Origin of the sequence: Iodobacter ciconiae (genome assembly GCF_003952345.1) — a bacterium.
Taxonomy (GTDB): Bacteria; Pseudomonadota; Gammaproteobacteria; order Burkholderiales; family Chitinibacteraceae; genus Iodobacter; species Iodobacter ciconiae.
Map to the genome: position 1 here is coordinate 3,828,274 of NZ_CP034433.1, position 23,573 is coordinate 3,851,846.

A 23,573-nucleotide genomic window follows, 5' to 3' on the forward strand; every position below is an offset into this window, starting at 1 on the left:
TTTCTTGCTAAAAGGGTATTAGGGACAAGATGCGGTGGCTGGATATGTTTGCATTGTCCGTATCATATTGTATTCATTGTTTTTTTTGGCTAGTTGTTATATGAGAAGAAAGGCTTGTTTGGGAAGAGGTTTTTTGTGTTTTTTTCTTCACTTTTTAACCCGCTTTATATGGAAATACTTACACAGGCAGGTTTAAATAGGGCTATCCTTACACATCAATTCTTCCTTTTTTATTAAAGGTGACATTCATGAAAAAGCTTGGTTTTCGAGCAAAAATAATGCTAACGGTGCTGGGCTCTTTGCTTGTCATTTTAGGATTGATGTTGTCTGTGCTGGCCTGGAATACGCGCCAGGAAATGAGCGCCGAAGCATTTGTCAGTGCAGAAAATATGGCGAAATACTATGCGCAATTTGCAAAAAATGTACTGGAAAAACCGCTGGGGCCGCTATACACCCTCGTGAGTGATCTGGAAAACAGCAAGCAGCATGGCGTATTGCAACGTAACCAGATTAATAGCCTGTTGTTGCAAGCATTAAAAGACAATGATGATATTTATGATTTATGGCTGATTTATGAGCACGGTAAATTTGATGGTAAAGATGCTGAATTTACCAAGGATAAAACGGCCTATCCCTCAGGAGCCTATGCGCCATGGGCTTTGCGTAAGGGCGATAAAGTAGAGTTGATCGAGTATGCCTATGATCCGGGGATGGATGAGGCCGAAATCAGTAAATGGGAAGAGTCTTATTATGGCGGGGCTTATTACACGGCACCTAAAGCGTCCGGTAAACAATCGGTAATTGAGCCTTATGTTGATAGTGATACCAAAGTCTTAATGATGTCGTTTGCCTTGCCTATTCAGCATCAGGGCCAGTTTTTGGGGGTGGCGGGCAGTGATATTCCTATGGGTGATCTGCAATCCACACTGAGCCATGTCAAAGTATTTGAAAGTGGATTTATCAGTCTGGTTAGTGCTGCCGGTATTTATGGCAGTCATCCTGATTCTGAGCTTTTGGCCAAGCCTGTGGATAGCCATGTCATACCTGCAAGTGTCCTGGCTGAAATACAGAATGGTAAATCTTTGCATATCGAAAATGGTGGATTTATCCGTTTTCTTATGCCGGTTCAAATGGGAAAAACCGGTACCGTCTGGAGTTTGGTGATTAATGTGCCCGTGGCAGAATTCTATGCACGCTCTGACCGATTGCTGCGTATGTCTCTTTTAATTGGCGGGCTGGGTTTATTTATATTATCGATTATTTTATCAGCCACATTGAGTTATTTGACCCGGCCGATTTTGCGATTAAATCTGGCCATGATGCAATTGTCGGAAGGAGATGCTGATTTAAGCTCTCGTCTGGAGGTAAGTAGTGGTGATGAAATAGGCCGTACTTCGCAGGCATTTAATTTATTTGTAGCGTCTTTAGCCAAAATGATAGAGATGGTTAAGCTGCAGGTAAAAGAGCTCAATGCTCAAATTGCCCAGCTTGCGGTGCATACCGATACTGTAGCCAAGGGCTCGTCAACCCAGGCAAAGGCTGCGGAGCAAACGGCGAGTGCCATTGAAGCTGTTTCGGTGGGAATTAGCTCGATTGCGGAAAACGCTCATGTGGCAGAAAACATGAGTGGTGAAGCAGAAAAAAATGCACGGGAAGCCGAGCTGGGTGTGCGGGCAACATCCGGGGAAATCGCAAAAATTGAAGCGGTAGTGAAAGCGCAGTCTGTGCTAATGAACGGTTTAAGAGCTCGCTCCACAGAGATTTCAAATGTGATAAATGTGATTCGCGGCGTGGCAGATCAGACCAATCTGCTTGCTTTAAATGCAGCCATTGAAGCGGCCAGAGCGGGCGAGCAGGGGCGAGGCTTTGCGGTAGTGGCTGATGAAGTCAGAAAGCTTGCTGAGAACACTAGCAATGCCACTTTGGATATCGGCAAAATGATCACACTGATTCAGGATGAAACCATGCAGGCAGCACAGGGTATGGAGCTGGCTTTACAGCAGGTGACAGAAGGTGTTCAGTTATCCAGAGAAGCGGCTAATCAAATTGCGGAAATTACGGCGGGCACAAATAAAATGTCCGAAAGTGTGCATTACATCGCTAAAACAACAGCTCAGCAATCTAAAGCAACCGGGGAGATCTCGCTCAATATCGAGCAGATCAATACCATGGTTCATGATAATAACCAGGCCTTGCAACAGGTGCGTGATGCCGCCAGAAACTTAAGTGATCTTTCTTCTGATTTACAAAAAGTGGTAGACCGGTTTAAAGTTTGAGTACCCCTGTTCATCGCTCGCTTTATAAAAAGAGCATAAATAGGCTGCAGGTGCATGTATCATAAATACTTCATTGAGAAAAGTTATGCTGAAGATGCACTTTGTTGATTGGACAGATTCTGATTTTTTGCTCTAGAATGCAGCGGGGTTTATTTTTATAAAATATTAGGAGCATCAGCATGGCCGTACTCGTTGGTAAAAGCGCACCAGATTTCACCGCAGCAGCCGTTCTCGGTAATGGCGAGATCGTAGATAGCTACAACTTTAAGGCAGCAACCGCTGGTAAGTACGCCGTGGTGTTCTTCTATCCACTCGATTTCACTTTTGTTTGCCCATCCGAGCTGATCGCATTTGATCACCGTCTTGCAGAGTTCAAAGCCCGCAATGTGGAAGTTATCGGTGTGTCGATCGACAGCCAGTTTACTCACGCTGCATGGCGTAATACTCCGGTAGAAAAAGGCGGTATTGGCCAGGTTGGTTATACCCTGGTGGCGGATATCAAGCATGAAATTTGCCAGGCTTTTGATGTAGAGCTCGCTGGTGCTGGCGTTGCATTACGCGGCTCTTTTCTGATCGACAAATCCGGTGTTGTTCAGCATCAGGTGGTTAATAACCTGCCGCTGGGGCGTGATATCAGCGAAATGCTGCGCGTTGTAGACGCACTGCAATTTACTGAAGAGCACGGTGAAGTTTGCCCGGCTGGCTGGAACAAGGGCAAATCAGGCATGAAGGCAGATGCTGCCGGTGTTGCAGATTATCTGGCTAAAAACGCTAAAGATCTGTAATTGTTTTAATGCTTTGATTTAAAACGATAAAAGCCCACGCGAAGTTCGGTCAGCGGGGGCTTTTTTGTGATTGATTACGGCTTTGTGGTCATGATTTCCAGGCGCTGTGCTACATCCCTGACCGAGCTGGCTTGCTGCTCTGAAGCATTGGAAATTTCACTGATTAAATTACGCATCGCACCTACATCCTGAACGATGCGGACCAGGGCTTTTTCTGCACTGATTGCTTTTTCTTCACCAGCGCTGACATCTTTTTCTCCCGAATTCATTGTGCCGACTGCGTGTTCGATCTCTACCTGAATAGAGCGGATCAGCTCGCTAATCTCGGCTGTCGCTTTGGCGGTGCGCTCTGATAATTTACGCACTTCATCGGCGACCACAGCAAAGCCTCTGCCGGTATCGCCCGCGCGTGCGGCCTCAATGGCGGCATTGAGCGCCAGCAAGTTGGTTTGATCAGCAATATCTTTAATAACGCCCACAATGACGCCAATTTTATCGGATTGAGTATTGAGCTGGCTGATCACTCCCGCCGTGGTATGAACTAACTCGGCTACATCTCTCATGCCGCGAACGGCCCCTTCTACAACAGTTTGACCTTCTTTGGCACTTTCAAAAGCGCTATTACCCCGGTTGCTGGCCTCGGCGGTGGTATGCGCAACTTCATCGATGCTGGTACTGACTTCTTCCATGGTGGAGGCAATATAGGACACCTGCTCATGCAGCTCATTGGCTTGGCTAGCTACTTTATTCTGTAATTCTTCGTGTTCTATTTTGCTGGTGATATCTTCCCAGCAGGCCAGATAGCATTTAACTTTACTTGGGTCAGCTGTGTCCCAGATGGGATAAGCCTTGGTGCGCAAAGTGATGCTGCCCAGGGGAATATCAGCAACATGGGTGGCATTTTTGGCACCGCTGCCCAGTTGTTGCAAAATGCGGCGAATGCGTTCCGGATTCTGGTGAAAGCGATGGATAGAGCCCCCTTGTGCTGCAGACGGATCTGCTCCGCGTAAAGCGTGCATCATTTCCTGGCGGTATTTTTCAAAAGTATTTTTAGCGGTTTGATTCACATAAAACACATTGTTTTCATGGCTGGTATCACAGAGCAGGACCATATTATCTACATGATCAAGAATTGCTTTCATCGTATCAAGTTGGGAATCTGTTGTATTTTTTGTTTCTGTTTTCTGAGTAAAGCCGAACATAAGATGATCCCCTGAAATCGCCGATTAAAAGCAGTTGCCCCTTATCTTTATAGAGTGGTTTCGATTAAAATCAATTAATAAAAGCTAAATATGTCCAGCGATTTATATATTGCCGGTTTATTTTTTAAATCGGGCCTGTTGCAAAAGGCGGGGCAATCGGCCCGATTGGTGAGGCTATGGCAATTAACTATATTAGTGTTGTATTTAATTGGCTGGATTAGGGCTTTGTTTATGAATTGCTTCAATCGCTGCGTCTAATTCCGGCGTAATCACTATAGTTAGGCTGGCAATGTTTTCTTTGAGCTGGGCCATGGTGGTGGCACCAATAATATTGCTGGCTACATACCAGCGGCTACTCACCCAAGCCAGCGCCATCTGTGCAGGTGATAAACCATGATCGCGGGCAAGTTTTACATAGGCTTTTATGGCATCTGGTACCGCTGGTTTTAAATAGCGTGCGCCAAAATTGCTAAAGCGAGTCATCCGGCCCGATGCTTGCGGGTTATCCAAATATTTTCCAGAAAGTAACCCGAATGCCAGTGGGCTATAAGCCAACAGGCCCACATCCTCGCGATGGCAGGTTTCTACCAGGCCGTTTTCAAACTGGCGATTAATTAAGTTAAATACATTCTGAATAGTGGCAATACGTGGCAGCGATTGGGTTTTTGCCACGTGGCAGGCTTCCATTACGCCCCAGGGGGTTTCATTGGATAGCCCGATATGGCGCACTTTACCGGCTTGAACAAGTTCATTGAGTGCCGAAAGCTGCTCGGCAAAGCCGGGCGTATGCACTGGCTCCTGATTTGGGTCGTAATAGCTTTGCCCAAACATTGGCACATGGCGGGCAGGCCAGTGTAATTGGTAAAGATCGATATAGTCGGTTTGCAGGCGCTTTAAGCTTTCATTGCAAGCTGCGTGGATTTGTTCTCGATTTAATTGTGGCCCGCCACGTATCCAGTCCATCCCCCGGTTGGGGCCGGAAATCTTGCTGGCCAGAATAATTTTGTCGCGGCTTTGCTTTGCTAGCCAGCTGCCTACATAGTTTTCGGTTAAGCCCTGAGTCGTCGCGCTGCCCGGCACCGGATACATTTCAGCGGTATCAATAAAGTTGATACCCGATCCGATTGCGTAATCCAGCTGTGCATGTGCATCGGCTTCGCTGTTTTGTTCGCCAAAAGTCATTGTGCCAAGGCAGAGGGTAGAGATATTTAAATCGGTTTTGGGCAGAAGATGGTATTTCATAGGGAGTCTCTGTTTTGAATATTTGTGGCACTGCGCGCTACGCTTGGTGTGTAACTAAATGCCGTTGCACATCAGGCTTCGAGCACACCTTAAGGGATTGTTTGTCAATGAAAACAATTTTATTGGCGTATATGGGATGAAACCCGCCATTTTGTAGGCATGCTACAAAATGGCGGGTTTCACTCGCCCTGTGATAACTCAATATGCTCAGATGTGTGCTTAAAAACTGATTATTTCACAGGGCTGACGCGGTAGCCTTGCTCGCGCAGGCTCTGGATCAGGCCGGTTTTACCGGGCAGATGCAGGGCGCCTACGGCAATAAAGGCATTGCCTTCTTTTAGCTTGTCGCTAAGGCGTTCGGCCATGCGTGGATTACGTGCTTCCAGTAATTGATTGCGCCACTGGCTGAGCCAGGCTTGATCGGCCATTTTAAAATCGTCTTGCGCCGCATATTCGGCAAGGCCGCTGATATCTTGTTTGAGGTATAAATCCAGAATATTCTGGTAGCTTTTTTCAAATTCGGCTTGTTGATCCAGTACGGCATAAAGCAGCTCGATTTGCCTGTTTTGTGGAATCGTTTCAAAAATACTCAGCTGCTCATCCAGCGTTTCCAGGCCGGAATAATCTTTTTGCCCTTCAATGGCCATTTTGGCAAATAAGAGATCAAGCGGTATCTGCCCTGGCTGGCGTACCGGCGTCATTACCAGCATGGCGGCGGCCCAGGGTTTGAGCTTTGCGGTAGCGACTTCCGGATAGCCGCGTGCTTCTAAAGCTGGCAAAAGTTTCTGGTAATGATCTTCATCAATCATTTGTGCCAGTGATGGCTCCGGGGTCAGCATGCGCTTGCCCATTTCCATCATCATGCCGAAATCGAGACGAATTTCGGTGATTACTTTTTTTGCATTAGCAAAAGCCGCTTCGGTTTTAGGGCTAAGCTGGGTCACGCGCGGGTCTCCCACATGGGCTGTGCCGTATAGCCAGGAAGCAGGCATGCCCTTTTTTTCGATTTTCCACAGCAGGCTATTGTTTGTTTCTACTTGATTGCTGGCTGAAACCGCTTTGCTGACGGCAGCGTGGGAGAGGGGGGCAAGCAGGGTTGAAGCGATGGTGATGGCAATAATCAGAGGGCGAAATCGAGCAAGCATCCAAGTCTCCAGCAATTTTTATGTTTGGATCGCCAGTATAAAGCCAAGCAGGGGCGGATGCTTTAGCTAAGCGTGGAGTTATTTGATTTCTTTAACTAAAAATGACAACTAGCTATTGGTTTGGAAGGATTGCTTACCTTTGCATTGCCTGTTTTCTGCATTTTAGTTATGTTTATTTTTTGTAAGTTAACCAATCCCAATTAATGTTTTTACTGCATCCATATATTGATCGGCATGGCTGCGTGCTTTATTGGATTGGCGCAAGGCCATATTCCAGCGGGCAATGGTTAATTTGCAATTATTTGTATTACATTGTTTTATTTCTTCAATTAATGATCTGGCCATAATACCCAAGCAGCATTGGGCGCTTTCTGCCATTAGTTTTTTTGCTTGCTCAAGTAAAAGGGGATCGATATTGAGCGCTCGGCTTGATTGCGGAGCTGCTGGAGCTTGTTTTATGTTGGTATTGATTTTTTCGGGTAGAGCCTGGTTTTTTAATTGAATAAGGCCAAGGCTGGCTAGTTTATCCAGCTTGGCAGAAAGCTCAAATTCTGCCAGTAGTCCGGCTAATTCACTGCTGGATTTTGTGCCATCAATTAGGATCAGCAGGCGACGCTGTCTTGCGGATAAGCTGCCACTGCGCTTTGCAATTTCTTTTTGCCCCTGGTTTGTTTTGATATAAATGCGATCAAGCAGCTCACTTGAAATTATCATGGATAACGTTCCCAATGTCATATGGGCACGAGAGTATCAGTGGGGTATTACAGTTTTTAGAAGGAGGGGGGCAGGTGGCCGTTGTGGGCCTAAATAAGCGACAGAATGAAGCCACCTTGCTTTGTTGATGCTTGATTCACGACTGCGCTGAGCAGGAAAACCCCAGCGCGGTCATGAATCAAATGTTAACAGCCCCTGGGTAGTGGGCATTTTTAATGCTGCAATATATTTAATTTAATGATTTAACGCTTCATTAACCAGATCACTTAATTGCTGATAGCCAAAGCTTTGCAGCGCTTTGCCATTTACAAAATAGCTGGGTGTTTTTGTTACGCCCAGCGCTTGTGCGTCAGCAATTTCCTGCTGAATCAGCATCTGAATACTGCTTGATTGCATATCTGCCTGCAATTGCGTCATATCCAGCCCAAGGGGGGCAAGTAATGGCAGGACGAGATTAGCATCGGCCTGATGATTTTTTGTCCATTTATCTTGCGAGGCTAACACTGTTTCAAGTGCTGGCCAGTATTTTCCCTGTTTACGTGCGGCTTCCAATACTGCAATTACCTGCTCGGCACCCTGATGCAATGGAGCATAGCGAATGACGAGGCGGATTTGCTCCGGGTTTTTGGCCATCAGCTCTTTTACAAATGGATAAAACGCTGCACAGGCTTCGCAAGCGGGATCAAGAAACTCCACAATAGTCACTTTTGCGTTTTGTGCGCCAATAATAGGCGAATGCATACGCATTAATGCATCCTGATTAACCTGAACATGTGCCTGAGTGGCCAATTGCTGCTTATCTTTAAATACCAGAGTTCCAATAATGAATAGCATGAGTAAAACCAGTGCTGCGCCAATAAAGATGATTTTCTGTTTCATTTTTTACCCTGAATAGAGGTTGCGAATAAAGAAATACTGATGAGTGCAAAGGCACAGACTGACATAAGTGGAATAGTCAGAAAGCCAAACCATTCGGCTTCGACTTCCGAGCACGATGAGCCCTGGGCGCAGGGGCTGGCGGAGGGTGAAATCAGGCCCAGCTGCAAAAACCAGTGGAAAACCGCAAATCCCAGCCCGATTAGTGCCAAAGGCAAGGCGTAGCGCACTACTTTAGTGTCGAGCGGAAAAAGTGCCAGTGGCAGGAAGATCGCCAGTGGAAACATAAAAATCCGCTGATACCAGCACAGGGTGCAGGGAGCGATACCCATTATGTCACTAAAAAACAAGGCACCAAGTGTGCCACTGGCCGCGATCAGCCAGGCCGTAAAAATAAGCATCCAGCAGGCCGCATCACTTGTGAAAGCGGAGGAGGAGGGGCGATAAGACAAAACTTACCTCTTGCATGCAGCATCTTAAAAAGGAAGTAGACCAGAATGCTGGCTGAGGGTTCAAGGTAATTTAGAGGTAGATTTTTAATTAATGAGATTTGTTGATCGATATGCATGCTTGGCTGATAGCTTTGCGATGTGGCTGGTTTGATTTGAGCTCGCTTTTTTGATCAATTTGCAGCTAGGCTGGATTACATGGGCTAATCCATTTAATTACAACATATTGACACCTATGCACGATCCTTAGTGCTTACCGTTTGAAAATGATATTTCCATGAGCTGGCTTGATTATTATTTAAAGCGGCTCTTACTAGCAAGCTGGCCAATGCTTGATCAGGCAGGACTGGCGTTATTAGAGGAAAAAAGAAGGGCAAATATGGTTACGTGGTTAGCCTTCTGTTTTTTCTGTTTCCTATGGCTTATTTCAGCTGTTGTTCTGCCCATGCAAAATACGGAGAGTTTCTAACGGTTTGGCTTTGGGTAAAACCTGATAAATCAAAATAAAAGGTATGCTAGGAATCATGAATTCCCATATTCCCTGCTGCGTGTCTCGGTTTTTAATTGCTTGCGAAAGCCAAATGATGATCAAGGTACGTTCTCTTTAAGCTGTACGGCCAGCGTGCCAAGCTTCTTGCTCCAACTGGCGGTGGCTTCTTCATTGGATGCCCTTTGTGTATTTGGGGCGCCGGTTTTACCAGAGGCCAGCTCTACTTGCGCCTTAAACCTCTGGACATGAGCGGTGGCTTTGTGGGCTTGTTGCATTCGCACCGCAGAATCACTGAGTGAAGGCTCAACCTCGATTGTTTTTAGGTGTTTCTGGCTCGTATAGGGTTGCGGCTATCTGAAACTTGGCAGGCCCCATATCCTTGAGATAGCCAACCAGTGTTTCAAGTTTTTTGAAAATTCGCACCGAGCCACGCCTGGCCGCCAAAGTTCTTTCGGTCATGTTGTATTGAATTACTGAGCCCCAGTCGCCTTTCTGCTCGATGATGCTTGCTCTATGTACCGCTCCAGCTTCAATTAGCCTTGCAAGAGTGTTGTGGTCGATGGTTTTGCTTGTCATCGCCATCATATTTGCTTGTTGATAAAAAATACATAACAAACTTAGTAAAAAACAATATTTGCCAGTGTAGGCTTACTTGGGGACAGGCGTAACTAAATATTAAGGTATAGTAAGCTTGTTGGTGATTGATTTTGTGCTTGGTAGCATCTCTTAGCACAAGTTTGTAGACAAAATCTGTCTTACCGAGTTTGTTTGGGTGTGTGTACTATCAAATACATAGATCGCCATGTGATCTAGAATAAATGGAAAAATATAGTAATATATTCGATTATACAAAAAATAGGATTCTGTATGAGTGTATATTATAGGTATTTATGCTAATAATCAATATCTGTAACAATCCAATGAATAATTATTTAAAATAAAATATTGGTATTAAATAAGATTTTTCTTTATTAATAAATAAAAACGTATTTTATTTGAGGTTGGTGTTTAATTAAGTTATTTATTGGGTGGTAATATGTAAGTTTCTTGGAAAAACTTACACATTTAAAAATAAAATAACTATAAAAAGTTGCAAGCACTTTTTAGTAAAATAGCTGTATTGATTGAAAAATATTAAGTTTTTTAAATGCGCCTAATATTTTATGGCTTAATGCATTTATTTGAGTACTTGTAAAGTTTGAATTTTAATTAAAATTTAGAAATTTTATTCAAAAACAGGATGTTAATTATGGATTTTATTGATCAGCTTCGCTTGCTTTCAACTCGTATCAATACTACAAAAGATATGATCCAGACGGAAGAGGCAACTAAAAATGCAATGGTAATGCCATTTATTCAAATTTTAGGTTATAACCCATTTGATCCATTTGAAGTAACCCCTGAGCTTGTTGCTGATGTTGGAACTAAAAAAGGAGAGAAGGTTGATTATGCTATTTTAAAAGAGGGCAAGCCTATATTAATTTTTGAATGTAAAAAATCGGGTGCTGATCTTAATATTGGTCATGCATCGCAACTTTTTCGTTATTTTCATGTTACAGAAGCAAGATTTGGTGTTTTAACTAATGGTTTATTATACAAATTTTTTACTGATTTAGAGCAATCTAATAAAATGGATGAAAAGCCATTCCTTGAGTTTAATATTCTTGATTTTAAAGAACGAGATATAGATGAACTTAAAAAATTTGCAAAATCTACATTTGATGTAGACACTATTCTTAGTACAGCAAATGATTTAAAGTACACTCGGGCAATTCAGCATAAACTTTCCGAATGGATTTCTAGTCCGCCAGAAGATTTTGTTAGACTTCTGTCTGTGGACTGTTTGGGTAGTAAAAGATTTACTCCTGCAGCCAAGGATCAATTTACGGAAATTACAAAGCGGGCTTTTGAACAGTTGATTGGAGAAAAAATAAATGAAAGGCTAAAGGTCGCGATGACTCCTGATATTTTAGCCCCGCTTGTTTCTCAGGTAGGAAATAAAGTTGAAGGTATTAAGGAGCCACAGGAACAACCACTAATTATAACAACACCTGAAGAAATTGAGGGTTTTTATGCTGTACGTGCAATGCTTAGAGAGTTTGTTCAGTCTAAAAGAGTTGTAATGAGAGATGCTCAAAGTTATTGTGCCATTTTGTTAGATGACAATAACAGAAAACCTATTTGTCGTTTGCGATTTAATAATCTTCAGAACCTTAGAGTCGGCTTTTTTAATGAGAAAAAAGAGGAAGAAGTACTCGCTTTGAATTCTATAGATGATCTGTTTAATTATTCTGATAAATTGAAAGCTACGCTTATGATCTATACTGGTGAAGTAATTAAAGAATAAAAAAATTTCAATGGTTGATAGCTGTATTGCTCGAATACTATAAATTTTAGCTACATATGTTAAAGGCTGTAGTTTTATGGTTTTTTTGCATAACTAGTTTATAGCGTCATAAGTTGAAAACTCCTACTAAACTTGGGTCTTCAATTTTAATATCATGTACTGTGTATCTGATATTAGTTAATTAGGGTGCTAGTCTAAAAAAATAAAATATATATGTAATTATAAAAATTTATTTTATTAATGGTAATCCCCCCACAAAACCTGCTCATTTTTAAGTAGAATTTTCTCGCAGTCTTTGAGGAGCTTCTACATGAAAGCAGCACGTTATTCTGATAGCCAGATTATGGCGATTTTAAAGCAAGCCGAAGCCGGTTCGACCGTCCCCGATCTGTGCCGCGAGCACGGCATGAGTTCGGCCTCTTTCTATAAGTGGCGCGCTAAGTTTGGTGGCATGGACGTTTCCATGATGACGAGAATGAAGGAGCTGGAGGACGAAAACAAGCGCCTTAAAAAGATGTATATCGAAGCCCAGATGCAGGCGGATATCATTAAGGAAGCCATGTCAGAAATCCTCTGAAACATCTCAGCGTCGCGAGATGGCTCACTGGGCCGTTGAAACCAAATCCGTGTCCATTCGTGCGGCTTGCGCTAGTTTTGCGATTAGCACAACTTGCTATCGCTATATTCGTAAGTTGGATGCCGAAAAGGCTCAAATTGCTGATTCATTGGTCCAGCTCACGGAAACGCATCGTAACTGGGGCTTTGGCCTCTGCTTTTTGCATTTGCGCAACGTCAAGAAAAAACACTGGAATCATAAACGGGTCTACAGAATTTACTGCGATTTAGAATTAAATCTGCGGATTAAACCTAAAAAGCGCTTAGAACGCGAAACGCCAGCGCCATTAGCAGTGCCGGCAGCAAAAAATGAAACGTGGTCGATGGATTTTATGCATGATCAATTAGCCGATGGACGTAGTATTCGCTTATTCAATGTGATTGATGATTTTAATCGAGAAGGATTAGGCATTGAAGTTGATTTCTCTTTGCCGGCAGAGCGTGTAATACGCAGCTTGAATCAAATCATCGAATAGCGCGGCAAGCCTAAGCGAATCAGGTCCGATAATGGCCCTGAATATATTAGCCATCTGCTAAAGAATTGGGCAGAGCAACAATCGATTGAATTGGCTTATATTCAGCCTGGCAATCCACAGCAAAATGCATATATTGAGCGCTATAATCGCACTGTACGTTATGAATGGCTGGCCTGTGATGATTTTGAAAGCCTTGCCGAAGTGCAAGAAACTGCAACGCAATGGCTTTGGACTTACAATAACGAACGTCCGCATATGGGATTGGGCGGCATCACCCCGAAACAAAAACTGGCATTACATGCCTAGCCTCTACTTTTAAGTGAGCTTAAAAACGGGGGGATTACCGTGGCAATCAACAATTAATGTAGGTTGCTATAGCCTCGGTCTGGGAGCGTCGTGATGTCCACGATTTCGCCCTGATTTCAGTTAATCGCGCATTTTAATCCTTTCGTTCTAAATTTTTCAGTATCGGTAAATTTCATGTTTTTTGTACAACCACTACCCGATGAATTTGTGGGTGGGCACTTCGGTCGATTGGGCCGAGTTAATGGCTATAATTCTTCGTTACAGCTTATTCGTGAATTGGATGAATGTTTTCGAAGTGGAGCAAAAGATTGGGAACCTCCATCTGTTGATCGCTTAATTACGACGCATCTAGGAATGGAATCCGAGGCGTATTTGCAGAAGCATACGATGCTACCTTTCTATTGGGTCACAACTTTTGAGCGAGAAGAGCCGCGAAAATTTGAGTCAGTTGCAAAAAGTCGCCAACGTGCGGCTTTAAAGCATGAGCGTGATGCCGCATATTTTTGCGATGAGTGCGTAAAAAGTGATAAGCGTGATCTAGGGTTCTCCTATTGGCGTAGATTTCATCAGTTGCCAGGAGTTGATACCTGTTCAATTCACAGAACCGCGTTGAGGTATATTCACAAACAAAATGCATTTGACGAGCCCCCTCAGCGATGGAGTGCAATTGCTGAAACAGTTTCAAAAGAACTTGCTGAACTTCAGTGTCATCCCGTTATTTCGCGATATACCAAAATTTCAAGCCGTTTCCTCAATCAACAACGACAGTGTCGCTACGTAGCTTCTGCTTTTCATAGCGCCTCAGCACGTCAAATGGGTTTGAAGGTTGTGCTGCGCGGTAGTGCAACAAGAATAAGTGATCGGATGCAGCAAGAGTTACCAAGTCTTTGGCTATCCACACATTGGCCTGAGTTGGCCAAAAAACAGGAAAGGGTGCTTTTTTCTGCTTTGGATGGGGTTATTGGCAGTCAAGTTTGCACAGGGTTGGCGCATGCCCTGACGTTGGCTTTGTGCCACGATGATGCAGACTATGCTGTTTCTAAGTTTTTTGAATTGCCACTTGATCAGCATAAAGTGTCTTTCCCTAAGAAAGTAATAATGCGATCAGACATGCAAAATGCATACTTGCAGTGCGAGGGTAACTTCAGCGCAATGTCTAAATTTTTGGAAAAGGATATGTCGACGGTGACACGTCATATGAAGAAAGCTGGTGTTCCATCCGCAGTATTGCTAAATGAAGCTGAACGGCATGTTATTTTTGAGATTGTCCGTGATGCTGATATTTTTGTTAAACCTAAACACCCCTCCAAAGAAGAGCTTGCGCTTGAAAAGGACAGCCGAGGTTTATCTGAAATACCAAAATCACTACTTATGCCTATACGACCTGAAATGAAAGTGGCATTTCTTGCTAATCAGGGGGATTTTTCAAAAATGGCCAAATCGCTAGACCTTAACATTACAACGGTTATTAATCATATGCGCCAAGTCGGTATTCCATCTTCTCGCTATTTTTGCGAAAAAGCACGTCAGGAGTTAATGGAATTTGTTCGCGAAGCTGAAACCGCTGATTTAAGATGGGTGCGTGTAAAGCGTCCCTTGAAGGATTAAAAATATGGGGAGCCTAGTTTGATTTAGGTAATACTGACAAAACTGTGTGAACCATTCTTTTCTTAAAGCAATACTCACTGTCTTACCCAAAAACGGCTGTTTTAGAACCACGCCACTAAATATACACCTGAATAGGTGTATATTTCACGTTAGTTGCTAGGTGAGATGTAGTGATTCGTTGGATTCTAAAACACAAGTGCATTCTTATAGTTCCCGTAGTGGGTATGCAGAAAGCAAATTAAGCCCCTTGGGTCTCGCTAACAAAGCGAGATGGAAAATTAAAGAATAAATTAAAGTAGAAGTGTATGAAAATTGAGCTATGGGAAGGCGGCCTTCTATCCCACGAAGTAGAAGCCATTGAAGAAATTGAAAAGCACTTTGAAGAAAAGACTGTCAAAAAAGACTCTGTGCAACCTGCAAAGTTAGAATCAAAGAAACCTATGAAAGGTGAATCGCTTGCTGATCAGTTAAGTGGTTTGAAACCTAACACACCAAACAAAGTACCAGTAAAAGATAGCATGTTCCCTTGGAAGGGATATGCTGGCTTTCGTTTGGTTGAAAATGGTAAAGAAGGTGAATTTGATTTAGTGATTGTCACTCACTGCAATGTGATTATTGTTGAACTTAAAGACTGGAATCACGCCAAGGTAACTTGCCAGGGTAATAAGTGGTTTTTAGGCAATAAAGACATGGGGAAATCCCCTGTTGAAGTGACGCGGAATAAGAAATACCTTCTTGATCGAAAGCTTGATAAGTTCAAAGGAAAGTTTATTAATGGGGGGCGTAAACCTTTTATTCACTTTTTAGTGTTGATGACTGGTAATGCTGATTTTAGTAGCTTAAAAGAAGATCAAGCTGAGCATACAATGTCGCTTAGTGACTTCTTAAAACTTAAAAATGAAAATGCCTTTAATAAGCTATTTAAACCGCACCCGGACTCCAAGGTTTTGAATCAAGACTTTCATATTTTTGATGAGCTGTTTGATAGAAATACCGTGCCTCCTAAGCAAGTAAGCGTTAATGGCTACACATCTAAAGAATTAATTTTTACTCATCCTGATGAAATTTATCAGGAATTCGAAGCCGTATCTGAAACCACCAGTAAAGATACAGCGCTTTTGCGCTTGTGGAATTTTAACAAGGTTGCAGGCAGTAAGGCTAAAACGCAAGATGGGCAGCATGAGATTATATCCCGTGAGCGAGAAGTTCTAAGCTATATAAAAAACAATAACCTTGATCTATATAATCACTGTTTGAACTCACTGGTAGCTATCCAAAAAGAACAAGTATCAACTCAGTATTCAGAACTATATGAACTTAAACCTAACCATGTTCGTTTTAATGAGTTTGTCGGTAAGTTCGTGGGCGGTTTTGCTGAAGCGGATCGCATTAAGCTAGTCACTTTACTTATTAGTAAGTTTGCTAGCTTGCATGAAACCAAGGTCGCCCACCGTGATTTAGGAAATCACAGTATTTGGCTGTCACCCAGTAAAGATGTGGCCATATCCAGCTTTATATCAGCCTATCACCAGCCACAAGGTACGGTTGGGGATTTCAGGAACCTTTTGTCAGTATCTGGCAGTACCCCCTATGGCATGCAGGTCAATGACAAGACAACCCCTTATCAAATAGACGTATATTCACTGGCTGTCATGGCATGGCATGTTATCAATGCTAAGCAAATATCTCCTAAAGGTTTAGCGGTTTTTAATAACGAGGTTAAAAGCGAGAACCATTGGTATTCCAATGTTATTAAGAAGGGGTTGAGTCAAGGTTACAATAACGCTGTAGAGATGTTTGATGCTTTTAAGCAAGCCGAACCCAAAACAGAGATAAATTTGGATTTTGATGAGGCAGAGTTTGATGCTTACAAGCGATCTATCAAACTTTCTCGTCAATACCCAGAAGATGATGGTGAGTTTTTAAAAGAAACAGATGAGAAGGAAGTTTATCTTTCTAACGGTAATTTGGTTAAAGCTTGGCTGAATGTTTCTGTAACAGACTGCAGCGCTCGTTTAGGTTATGACTTATTACACTTCTTACAGCGTGTAGCAAAACTTAAATCTATTGCGCCACCTTATTTACCGACTATTTTCGAATTTGGCCTCGCCACCAAGAGCTCTGAGTTATTCATTGTATCTGACTACATTGAAGGCCCTGCTTGGGGCGATATTGAACCAGATGAGAAAAACTTACCTCTGGTTCATAAATTGATTCAGGCGGTTGAGCATCTGCACACATTGCATATCCCTCATGGTGATCTTCACCCTGACAATGTGATTGTTAATGTGGAATCTGAAACCGTTACATTGATTGATATTCCCGATTTCTGCCTTGATGGGAGTGAAGTTAAAAACCACACTTATAGCCCAGACAATATTGACGGCTGTACCGCATATGAAAGAGATAATTTTGCAGTGATGCGAATGAGTGCTGAGTTGCTTGGCCTAGAGTGGGGCAAGCCAAGCGCAGATATGCAGGATATAAGCGATGTAATTCAGGTTGAGCTGAATGATGTTGAATACGGATTTAAGAGCTTAGAGCGCTTTAAAGATGCCTTAAATGGTAGTGATTCGGATATTGAATTTATTAATGTAACCCTTAGGCCTAAAAATGATGAGATCTTTACTACATTAGAAATATTTCCAGAAAATGGTTCGTTGTATGTTGATATTCAATCAAGCAATCAAAAAACCGATAATCTGATTGTGGACATTTATGGCATTGGCGGTAGTGTTCGGTTCTTTTATGACAAATATGAGAAAGAATTAAAGTTTGGGTTGAAGCCCACCTCTAGAGCAGATGTTAGTCCGAAATATAGGGAAAATAGTAAATTAGAGTTACCTTATGGATTAAGAATTCATTGTGATTATTCTCCAAATATTGACGCCCTAAACAGAGATTTACGTCAACGAGCTGAGTTTAGACGTGCCATTTCTCTTTTTGAATCACTTGTAGCAGAAAATTCTCAGGTAGAAGCTAGCCCAGAGTCTGAAACAGCATCAACGAATGATCCAATTATTAAGCCTGTCGATATATCAACCCGTGATTTATGGCGTAACATTTTAAAAACAGAAACGGAATCATATCCATATATCGAGCTGGCTACTGAGGCTGAAGCCGTCCCTGACCATGATGATGAAGTTATCTTAAATCATGAATCTGAACATGACCCATTATCTAAATTTAATAGGAATGATGTGATTGAAGCGGTTCAACGCAAGGGGGACGATGAAAAGGTATTGGGGGTTGTTAACCTTAAAAAATCAGATCTAACTGAAGTACGTTTGCATAAAATAAGAAGTTCTGCAAAGCACCTTAAAGAGTCGGAAGAGCTATTCTTCAGAACCAAGCAAGATAAAGCGTCTTATGAAAAACGAAAAGGTGCGTTAGAAAAAATTCTGGCCAGTGAGTCAACCATACCTGACTTGGTTGATTACTTTGAGCCCACTTCTGATAGAGACCCTATTTCATATGAAATTACGGTGACAGACAGTGACTTTAAACGCTATGACCGTGAAGATGATAAAGGCAATTTGATAAGCTTAAATGAGCAACAAAGGTTGGCATTTCGGCAGTTGCTTAGAACTGGCCCGGTATCTTTGTTACAAGGCCCTCCTGGCACGGGTAAAACAGAATTTATTGCAGCTTTTGTTCATTATTTAATTGAAAAACAAGGGGCTGAAAGAATTCTGTTAGTGAGCCAATCACATGAGGCTGTTAATACGGCAGCAGGACGAATTCGTAAACACTGCTTGCGATTAAACACCCCGTTAGACGTTGTGAGGTTTAGCAATAAAGAAAGTTCTGTATCTGATGGGTTAAAAGATGTTTATTCGCAGGCTTTGGTGGATGAGCGTCGGGCTCTATTTGTCGCCGAATCTAAAGAGCGTGTTTCTTCTTTAAGCCAGTCGTTAGGTCTTGATAAGGCATTTTTGAGTGAGGCGTGTGAGTTAGAGCTGCTAATCATTAGGCAAATAGATACGCTTATCGGGTTTCAAAAGTCTATTGAAAAAGAAGGTACTCATGAAGATGATATTGAAGGATTGAAAAAACAATTTAAAGAACTGTTCTCAAATCTTAAGGATAGAATACAGAATCAATTTGAAATTCAGCTTAAAGCGGATAATTTGGCTGGGATGTCATCGACATTATGGGCGGCTTTAGAGGCTGCTTATGCCATACAACCTAAAGAAAGTATGCGTGCAAAAGTACTTTGTAAAATTTCAAGAGATATGCTTGAGGTATTAGAGAGCGGGCGTGTTAACTATGATGAGTTCTTTGCACGTTCTAGGCAGTTAGTAACGGGCACTTGTGTGGGGATTGGCCAGCGCCACATTGGTATTGCAGAAAATCAATATGACTGGGTTATTATTGATGAAGCTGCCCGTTCCATCTCTAGTGAGTTAGCCATCGCCATGCAAGCTGGTAAGCGAATATTATTGGTCGGTGATCATCACCAACTACCGCCGTTATATACCATACCTCATAAAAAGGCCTTGGCAAAAAAACTGGGCGTATATTCAGATGAAGTCGATCTAGACGAATTAGTACAATCCGATTTTGAAAGAGCTTTTAAATCACATTATGGCAAATTGGCCGGTGCTAAATTACTTACCCAGTATCGAATGGTTGAGCCCATCGGTAACATGGTATCTGATTGCTTTTATCAAGGTGAACTTGTAACAGGATTTAGGGAAATACCAGATGTTTACCAGTCTCTGCCTAATGGCATAAAAGCTTATACAACCTGGTTAGATACAGCTGCATTTGGTAAAAGAGCTAATCATGATAAAGATGGTAAAGGCAGCAGCATTGCCAATACCACGGAAGTTAATGTGATTATTAAGCTATTATCTGGAATTGCTCAGAAAGATGATCAAGTTGAGTCTTTAGCTTTACAAATGAATAAAGATAAAGGCGAATTGCCAATTGGTATTATTTGTATGTATGCCGAGCAAAAGAAACGTTTGCGTCGGAAAGTGGCAGAGCAGACCTGGAGTGAGCAGTTTAAATCATTGATACGTATTGATACTGTTGATAGCTATCAAGGTAAAGAGAATAGAATTGTTATTTTATCGATCACTCGTAGTGACACTCACCAAAGTCCAGGTTTTTTACGGTCGCCAAATCGTATTAATGTAGGTCTTTCACGGGCGATGGATAGGCTGGTAATAGTGGGCAATAGTGAAATGTGGAAAGGTAAAAACCAAGATTTGCCGCTGGGTAAAGTATTTGACTATATTGAGCAGAGAAGGTTAAAAGAACCAAGCAATTACAGTTTGATTAATGCGGAAAATTTCTAAGAGGTGAAAAAGTAAAATGAGCAACCTGAAAATCACCTTTAATGAAATTGACTTTATATTGCCAAGCTATCGTTACAATATTAAGTTTTCGTATGCCACCAAACAGGGGCTGCCCTTTATAAGGGAGTATATCCTTAGACTAGCACAGCTAGGGGCTATCTCGCCAAATCATATTGCTCGCTATTTTGGATTAAATGAGCGAGAAACCAAAGAAGCAATCTCTGATTTAATAAAGAGAGAAGAGCTTAAGTACAACGATCGCGATCAAGTTTTCCTGACTGAAAAAAGCGAAGGATACTTTGAAACGTTAGGGAGTACTTTAAATGTAAGTGAGTTGCGCTCTACCGGCGCAACGCTAGGCTTTGAATTAACGTCCTTAACCTGTGTTTCTACGCAAAATAAACGTCTAGGAAGATTATGGACTCAGGGTTTTAAACTAGATGTGGCCAGTAGCAAAGTGGCTAACAGAGATCGACTGGTCTCTAAGGCCTTTCAAAGGCACTTCCAAGACCTAATTGAAGATGGCTACATGGATCATGTAAAAGATAAAGAAGGTGGTAAGCCAAATATTTATAAAGTGGAGTCGCTAAATCAAATTGGAAGTGAGCCCTATCGCATCAAATTAGCATTTGAAATGGATGTCGATGGTAAAGCGGTTGACACAAATGATATCGAGGGCCTTAAGGAATCTTCTGAAGCTTTGGAGTTGATCGCATCTGAGATTAATGCTCAATCTAGAAGAAATAACCATATAGAGATTCTAGGTGCCATAGAAACATTAAAAGACAGGAATACACAAAAGCTATTCAGTGCCAGTGCTTTTAAAGTTGATGAATTTATTCAGTTAAAAGCCGGAGAGGATGCCAATAAAGGAAGGTATATTCCATTTGTTGGAGGTTTATATAGTCCTGAAAATTGGCCAAAATTTTATGAATTATTTGAAAAAGAGAAGAAAGCTATTATCGCACAGCACCAAGATGGTGTGGTGGATATGAAGTGGTTAGTCCCAAGTAACCCGTTCTGGGGTAAAAGTGATCGTATCAATTCTTGTCTTACTGAGCTTGTGACTGGAAGTAAGACAAGCGGTAAGAGATCTAAAATAGTGTACGATTTTAAAGTCATGGTACCTCTATCAGGCGAATATACCCCTAGAGAAAAGAATGATTGGCTACATAATTTAGCGGATATTAAAAATAACCTGCATGGATATGTGGAGGGTTACCTAAACGGTGATGTAGAGGTTGTGTTGCTTGAAGATAGGCTTGTGGCTGTCACTTATTACTTGAGCTTACCTGATAGTTATCGTGTACCTGTGCCTATTGGCTTTATATCTACGGATAAAGGCGTTATTGGTTCAGTTGCACATTCGTTAAATGGATATTTGTCTGAGTTTTATGATGAAGATAAAAGAAAGAGCTTAGGCAGTTTTGGCAAATTATGATTTACACATATATAAACCAACATAATCCGATTAAGGCGCAACAACATTAAACAACTTACTTTTGCGTCAGCTCCATTGTGCGTCAACAATGAGCTGTCAGCTGACGGTAGTCGGCCATATACAGACTTTCATATTCGAGGCATCAATGTCTTTTTACAAATGCATTGCAGATACTAACGTAAAGGTGAATCACACCGGGTTTCGCGGAGGCTGTTTGGTTTGAGTCAAGCCAACACGGCCTGCTCGCTTTGATTACGATAATAGTTTGCTTCTGCTTCCGCAGGTGGAATATGGCCAATCGACCCCAGCAAACGATGCTGATTGAACCACGAAACCCATTCCAATGTCGCTAGCTCCACAGATTCTAGACTTTTCCAAGGTCCCAAACGGTGAATCACTTCTGTTTTGTAGAGCCCGTTAATCGTCTCTGCTAATGCATTGTCGTAACTATCACCAGTCGTGCCAACGGATGGCTCGATGCCAGCCTCAGTCAATCGCTCGGTATAGCGAATCGAAACATATTGCGAACCTCGGTCGCTGTGATGAATCAACGCCTCACGCTCTGGTTGCCGCGCCCAAAGGGCTTGGGTAATCCCCCCGTTTTTAAGCTCACTTAAAAGTAGAGGTCAGGCATGTAACGGCAATTGTCAAAGTAGTTGAGATGTTTTTACGATTTAAGCTGCCTGTAATTCCTCGCTTGTTTTAGGCTCAATGGCCCGGTCCGGGTTCAGTTGCACTTCGTTTTGCCAGCTCCAGTTCCGGGTCGTATTGCGCCACCGTTCCGGCCGCGCCAAGCGGGCGGTTTGGTAAACCGCATGGCGCTTTTCTAACAGCGCTTTGTCCTGCCCTTGATGCCGCTGTGATGGCGTGACGAATTGAATGCCGCTGTGCCGGTGCGTATGGCTGTACCAATCCACAAAGCGCCTCACCCATTGCCTTGCTTCATCCTGACTGGCAAAGCCTTTATGCGGCCAGGCGGGCCAGTATTTCAGCGTGCGAAACAATGATTCCGCATAGGGGTTGTCATTGCTGACGCGGGGGCGGCTGAAGGACGAGGCGATCCCCAGCGTCTCCAGCTTGGCTTTCAGGGTATAGCTTTTCATTGGCGCACCATTGTCTGAATGTAAAACCAGCGGGTTCATACTGCAGCGCTGGGCCAGCACGCTGCGTTGCAGCAGCTTCAGCGGCCTGTTCTCCTGTTTCTTCTGCGTGCACTTCCCAGCCCACCGGATAGCGGCTGAACAGGTCTTCGATCATATACAGCTTGTAATACTCGCCTTTTATCGGTCCCGGTAACCAGGTGATATCCCACATCCAGACTTGATTCGGGCCGGTGGCGGTGAAGCTGGTCGGTTTGGCTTTGCGCACCACCTTGGCGGCACGGCCACGGTGCTGAAGCTGATTGGCTTGCCGCAGTACGCGGTACATCGTTGATTCAGAAGCCAAATAGCGGCCTTCGTCGCTCAGAATCGGTACGATCTGGCTGGGTGGAACGCTGTTAAAACGCGGGCTGTTACACACCGATAAAATCGCCTGGCGCTCCGTTTCGCTGAGTTTATTCACCGGATCATTCCGTTTAACCAAGGGTCGCTGATCCGCAGTCACCTTACCCGCCGCTTGCCAGCGATACACCGAAATACCGATGGTTTCGCAGGCACGATATAAGCTCGCACCGGCATGGCACGCCTGTTTGATCCACGCGGTAAGCCGCTCTCGTTGCTCCAGTGAGGTTAATCTTCCTCGGGTTTGCCCCAAAGGGCGCGCACCTTTTTTTGCAGAATCAGCAACGCTGCCGCCTCCGCCAGTGCCTTATCTTTACGCAGAATTTCCCGCTCCAGCTGTTTGTTTTGCTTACGCAGCGCTTTGTTTTCCTGCGCCTGTTCCGGCATGCTGATTTCAGCCAGGCCCTGCGCCTGAATGGAGAGATCGCGCCACTGCTTAACTTGCTCCGGGAATAAACCCTTGGCACGACAATATTCACTCAGCTCGATTTCTGACATGGCAATGGTTTCAACGACTGCGGCAAAGCGGGTTTGAGCAGACCAGTTTTCACTGCTGCGATGGTGTTCTGGCACGGGGCTGCCTTCCTGGCGAAGTTGATTTCGCCAATTGTACAACGTGGCTTCGGAGAGGTTTTCTTGCAGTGCCAACTGCCGGATGCTGACCGGGTAAGGAGCAAGCATTTTGCTTAAAATGGCATCTTTACGAGCCTTGGGAATCCGCGACATGATCAGTAACCAGCCCCCTGGATAAGTTGGAATCCCTGAAAAGGGAGTATCTCAACTATCCTGACAC

The 23,573-nt window shown here is 43.2% G+C and carries 15 protein-coding genes and 3 pseudogenes; 8 read left to right on the forward strand and 10 right to left on the reverse strand.

What is annotated here, in order from left to right:
* Nucleotides 1–248: 248 nt before the first annotated feature.
* Complete coding sequence (locus EJO50_RS16890) at nucleotides 249–2,276, forward strand: methyl-accepting chemotaxis protein (RefSeq protein ID WP_125976127.1); 2,028 nt, start codon at nucleotides 249–251, stop codon at nucleotides 2,274–2,276.
* Nucleotides 2,277–2,455: 179 nt separating this feature from the next.
* A complete protein-coding gene (locus EJO50_RS16895) occupies nucleotides 2,456–3,061 on the forward strand; it encodes a peroxiredoxin (RefSeq protein ID WP_125976129.1) in 606 nt (201 codons plus the stop codon).
* A 74-nt stretch (nucleotides 3,062–3,135) separates the two neighbouring features.
* Here the strand turns inward: EJO50_RS16895 and EJO50_RS16900 are convergent, their stop codons facing one another.
* From EJO50_RS16900 to EJO50_RS16925, 6 genes are all read right to left on the reverse strand, one after another.
* On the reverse strand, nucleotides 3,136–4,263 hold the full coding sequence (locus EJO50_RS16900) for a methyl-accepting chemotaxis protein (protein WP_125976131.1): 1,128 nt from the start codon (nucleotides 4,261–4,263) through the stop codon (nucleotides 3,136–3,138).
* A gap of 204 nt (nucleotides 4,264–4,467) precedes the next feature.
* A complete protein-coding gene (locus EJO50_RS16905; protein ID WP_125976133.1) occupies nucleotides 4,468–5,505 on the reverse strand; it encodes an NADP(H)-dependent aldo-keto reductase in 1,038 nt (345 codons plus the stop codon).
* A 230-nt stretch (nucleotides 5,506–5,735) separates the two neighbouring features.
* The gene (locus EJO50_RS16910) at nucleotides 5,736–6,650 is read right to left on the reverse strand and encodes a TraB/GumN family protein (protein ID WP_125976135.1); all 915 of its coding nucleotides are present in this window, start codon (nucleotides 6,648–6,650) and stop codon (nucleotides 5,736–5,738) included.
* Between the two features lie 186 nt (nucleotides 6,651–6,836).
* Nucleotides 6,837–7,364 (reverse strand): hypothetical protein, encoded by a 528-nt coding sequence (locus EJO50_RS16915; RefSeq protein ID WP_125976137.1) that lies wholly within the window; start codon nucleotides 7,362–7,364, stop codon nucleotides 6,837–6,839.
* Nucleotides 7,365–7,598: 234 nt separating this feature from the next.
* A complete protein-coding gene (locus tag EJO50_RS16920; RefSeq protein ID WP_125976139.1) occupies nucleotides 7,599–8,243 on the reverse strand; it encodes a DsbA family protein in 645 nt (214 codons plus the stop codon).
* Complete coding sequence (locus EJO50_RS16925) at nucleotides 8,240–8,641, reverse strand: disulfide bond formation protein B (protein ID WP_125976599.1); 402 nt, start codon at nucleotides 8,639–8,641, stop codon at nucleotides 8,240–8,242. Before EJO50_RS16925 ends, EJO50_RS16920 begins: the two co-directional genes overlap by 4 nt.
* Nucleotides 8,642–8,966: 325 nt before the next feature.
* Between EJO50_RS16925 and EJO50_RS16930 the strand changes: the two genes are divergently transcribed.
* On the forward strand, nucleotides 8,967–9,158 hold the full coding sequence (locus EJO50_RS16930; protein ID WP_125976141.1) for a hypothetical protein: 192 nt from the start codon (nucleotides 8,967–8,969) through the stop codon (nucleotides 9,156–9,158).
* Nucleotides 9,159–9,277: 119 nt separating this feature from the next.
* On the opposite strand, the gene EJO50_RS17215 is transcribed toward EJO50_RS16930, so the two are convergent.
* Entirely contained in the window at nucleotides 9,278–9,454 is a 177-nt protein-coding gene (locus tag EJO50_RS17215; RefSeq protein ID WP_164521548.1) for a hypothetical protein, read from the reverse strand.
* A gap of 28 nt (nucleotides 9,455–9,482) precedes the next feature.
* The gene (locus EJO50_RS16935; RefSeq protein ID WP_125976143.1) at nucleotides 9,483–9,764 is read right to left on the reverse strand and encodes a hypothetical protein; all 282 of its coding nucleotides are present in this window, start codon (nucleotides 9,762–9,764) and stop codon (nucleotides 9,483–9,485) included.
* 664 nt (nucleotides 9,765–10,428) lie between these two features.
* Between EJO50_RS16935 and EJO50_RS16940 the strand changes: the two genes are divergently transcribed.
* The 5 genes and pseudogenes from EJO50_RS16940 to EJO50_RS16960 all read left to right on the forward strand — a co-directional run bounded on the left by EJO50_RS16940 (nucleotide 10,429) and on the right by EJO50_RS16960 (nucleotide 21,278).
* The gene (locus EJO50_RS16940) at nucleotides 10,429–11,526 is read left to right on the forward strand and encodes a type I restriction endonuclease (RefSeq protein ID WP_125976145.1); all 1,098 of its coding nucleotides are present in this window, start codon (nucleotides 10,429–10,431) and stop codon (nucleotides 11,524–11,526) included.
* Between the two features lie 310 nt (nucleotides 11,527–11,836).
* Nucleotides 11,837–12,923, forward strand: a pseudogene (locus tag EJO50_RS16945) (IS3 family transposase).
* Between the two features lie 174 nt (nucleotides 12,924–13,097).
* Nucleotides 13,098–14,531, forward strand: a complete 1,434-nt coding sequence (locus tag EJO50_RS16950) for a TniQ family protein (RefSeq protein ID WP_125976147.1) — start codon at nucleotides 13,098–13,100, stop codon at nucleotides 14,529–14,531.
* A gap of 305 nt (nucleotides 14,532–14,836) precedes the next feature.
* Nucleotides 14,837–19,837 carry an AAA domain-containing protein gene (locus EJO50_RS16955; RefSeq protein WP_125976149.1) on the forward strand — a complete coding sequence of 1,667 codons (5,001 nt, stop codon included), beginning with the start codon at nucleotides 14,837–14,839 and terminating at the stop codon, nucleotides 19,835–19,837.
* A 16-nt stretch (nucleotides 19,838–19,853) separates the two neighbouring features.
* Nucleotides 19,854–21,278, forward strand: a complete 1,425-nt coding sequence (locus EJO50_RS16960) for a hypothetical protein (RefSeq protein ID WP_125976151.1) — start codon at nucleotides 19,854–19,856, stop codon at nucleotides 21,276–21,278.
* Nucleotides 21,279–21,502: 224 nt separating this feature from the next.
* Here EJO50_RS16960 and EJO50_RS16965 read toward each other — a convergent pair.
* Both EJO50_RS16965 and EJO50_RS16970 read right to left on the reverse strand, forming a co-directional pair.
* Nucleotides 21,503–21,871, reverse strand: a pseudogene (locus tag EJO50_RS16965) (integrase core domain-containing protein); the annotation flags it as partial.
* 81 nt (nucleotides 21,872–21,952) lie between these two features.
* A pseudogene (locus EJO50_RS16970) lies at nucleotides 21,953–23,506 on the reverse strand (IS3 family transposase).
* Nucleotides 23,507–23,573 lie beyond the last annotated feature (67 nt).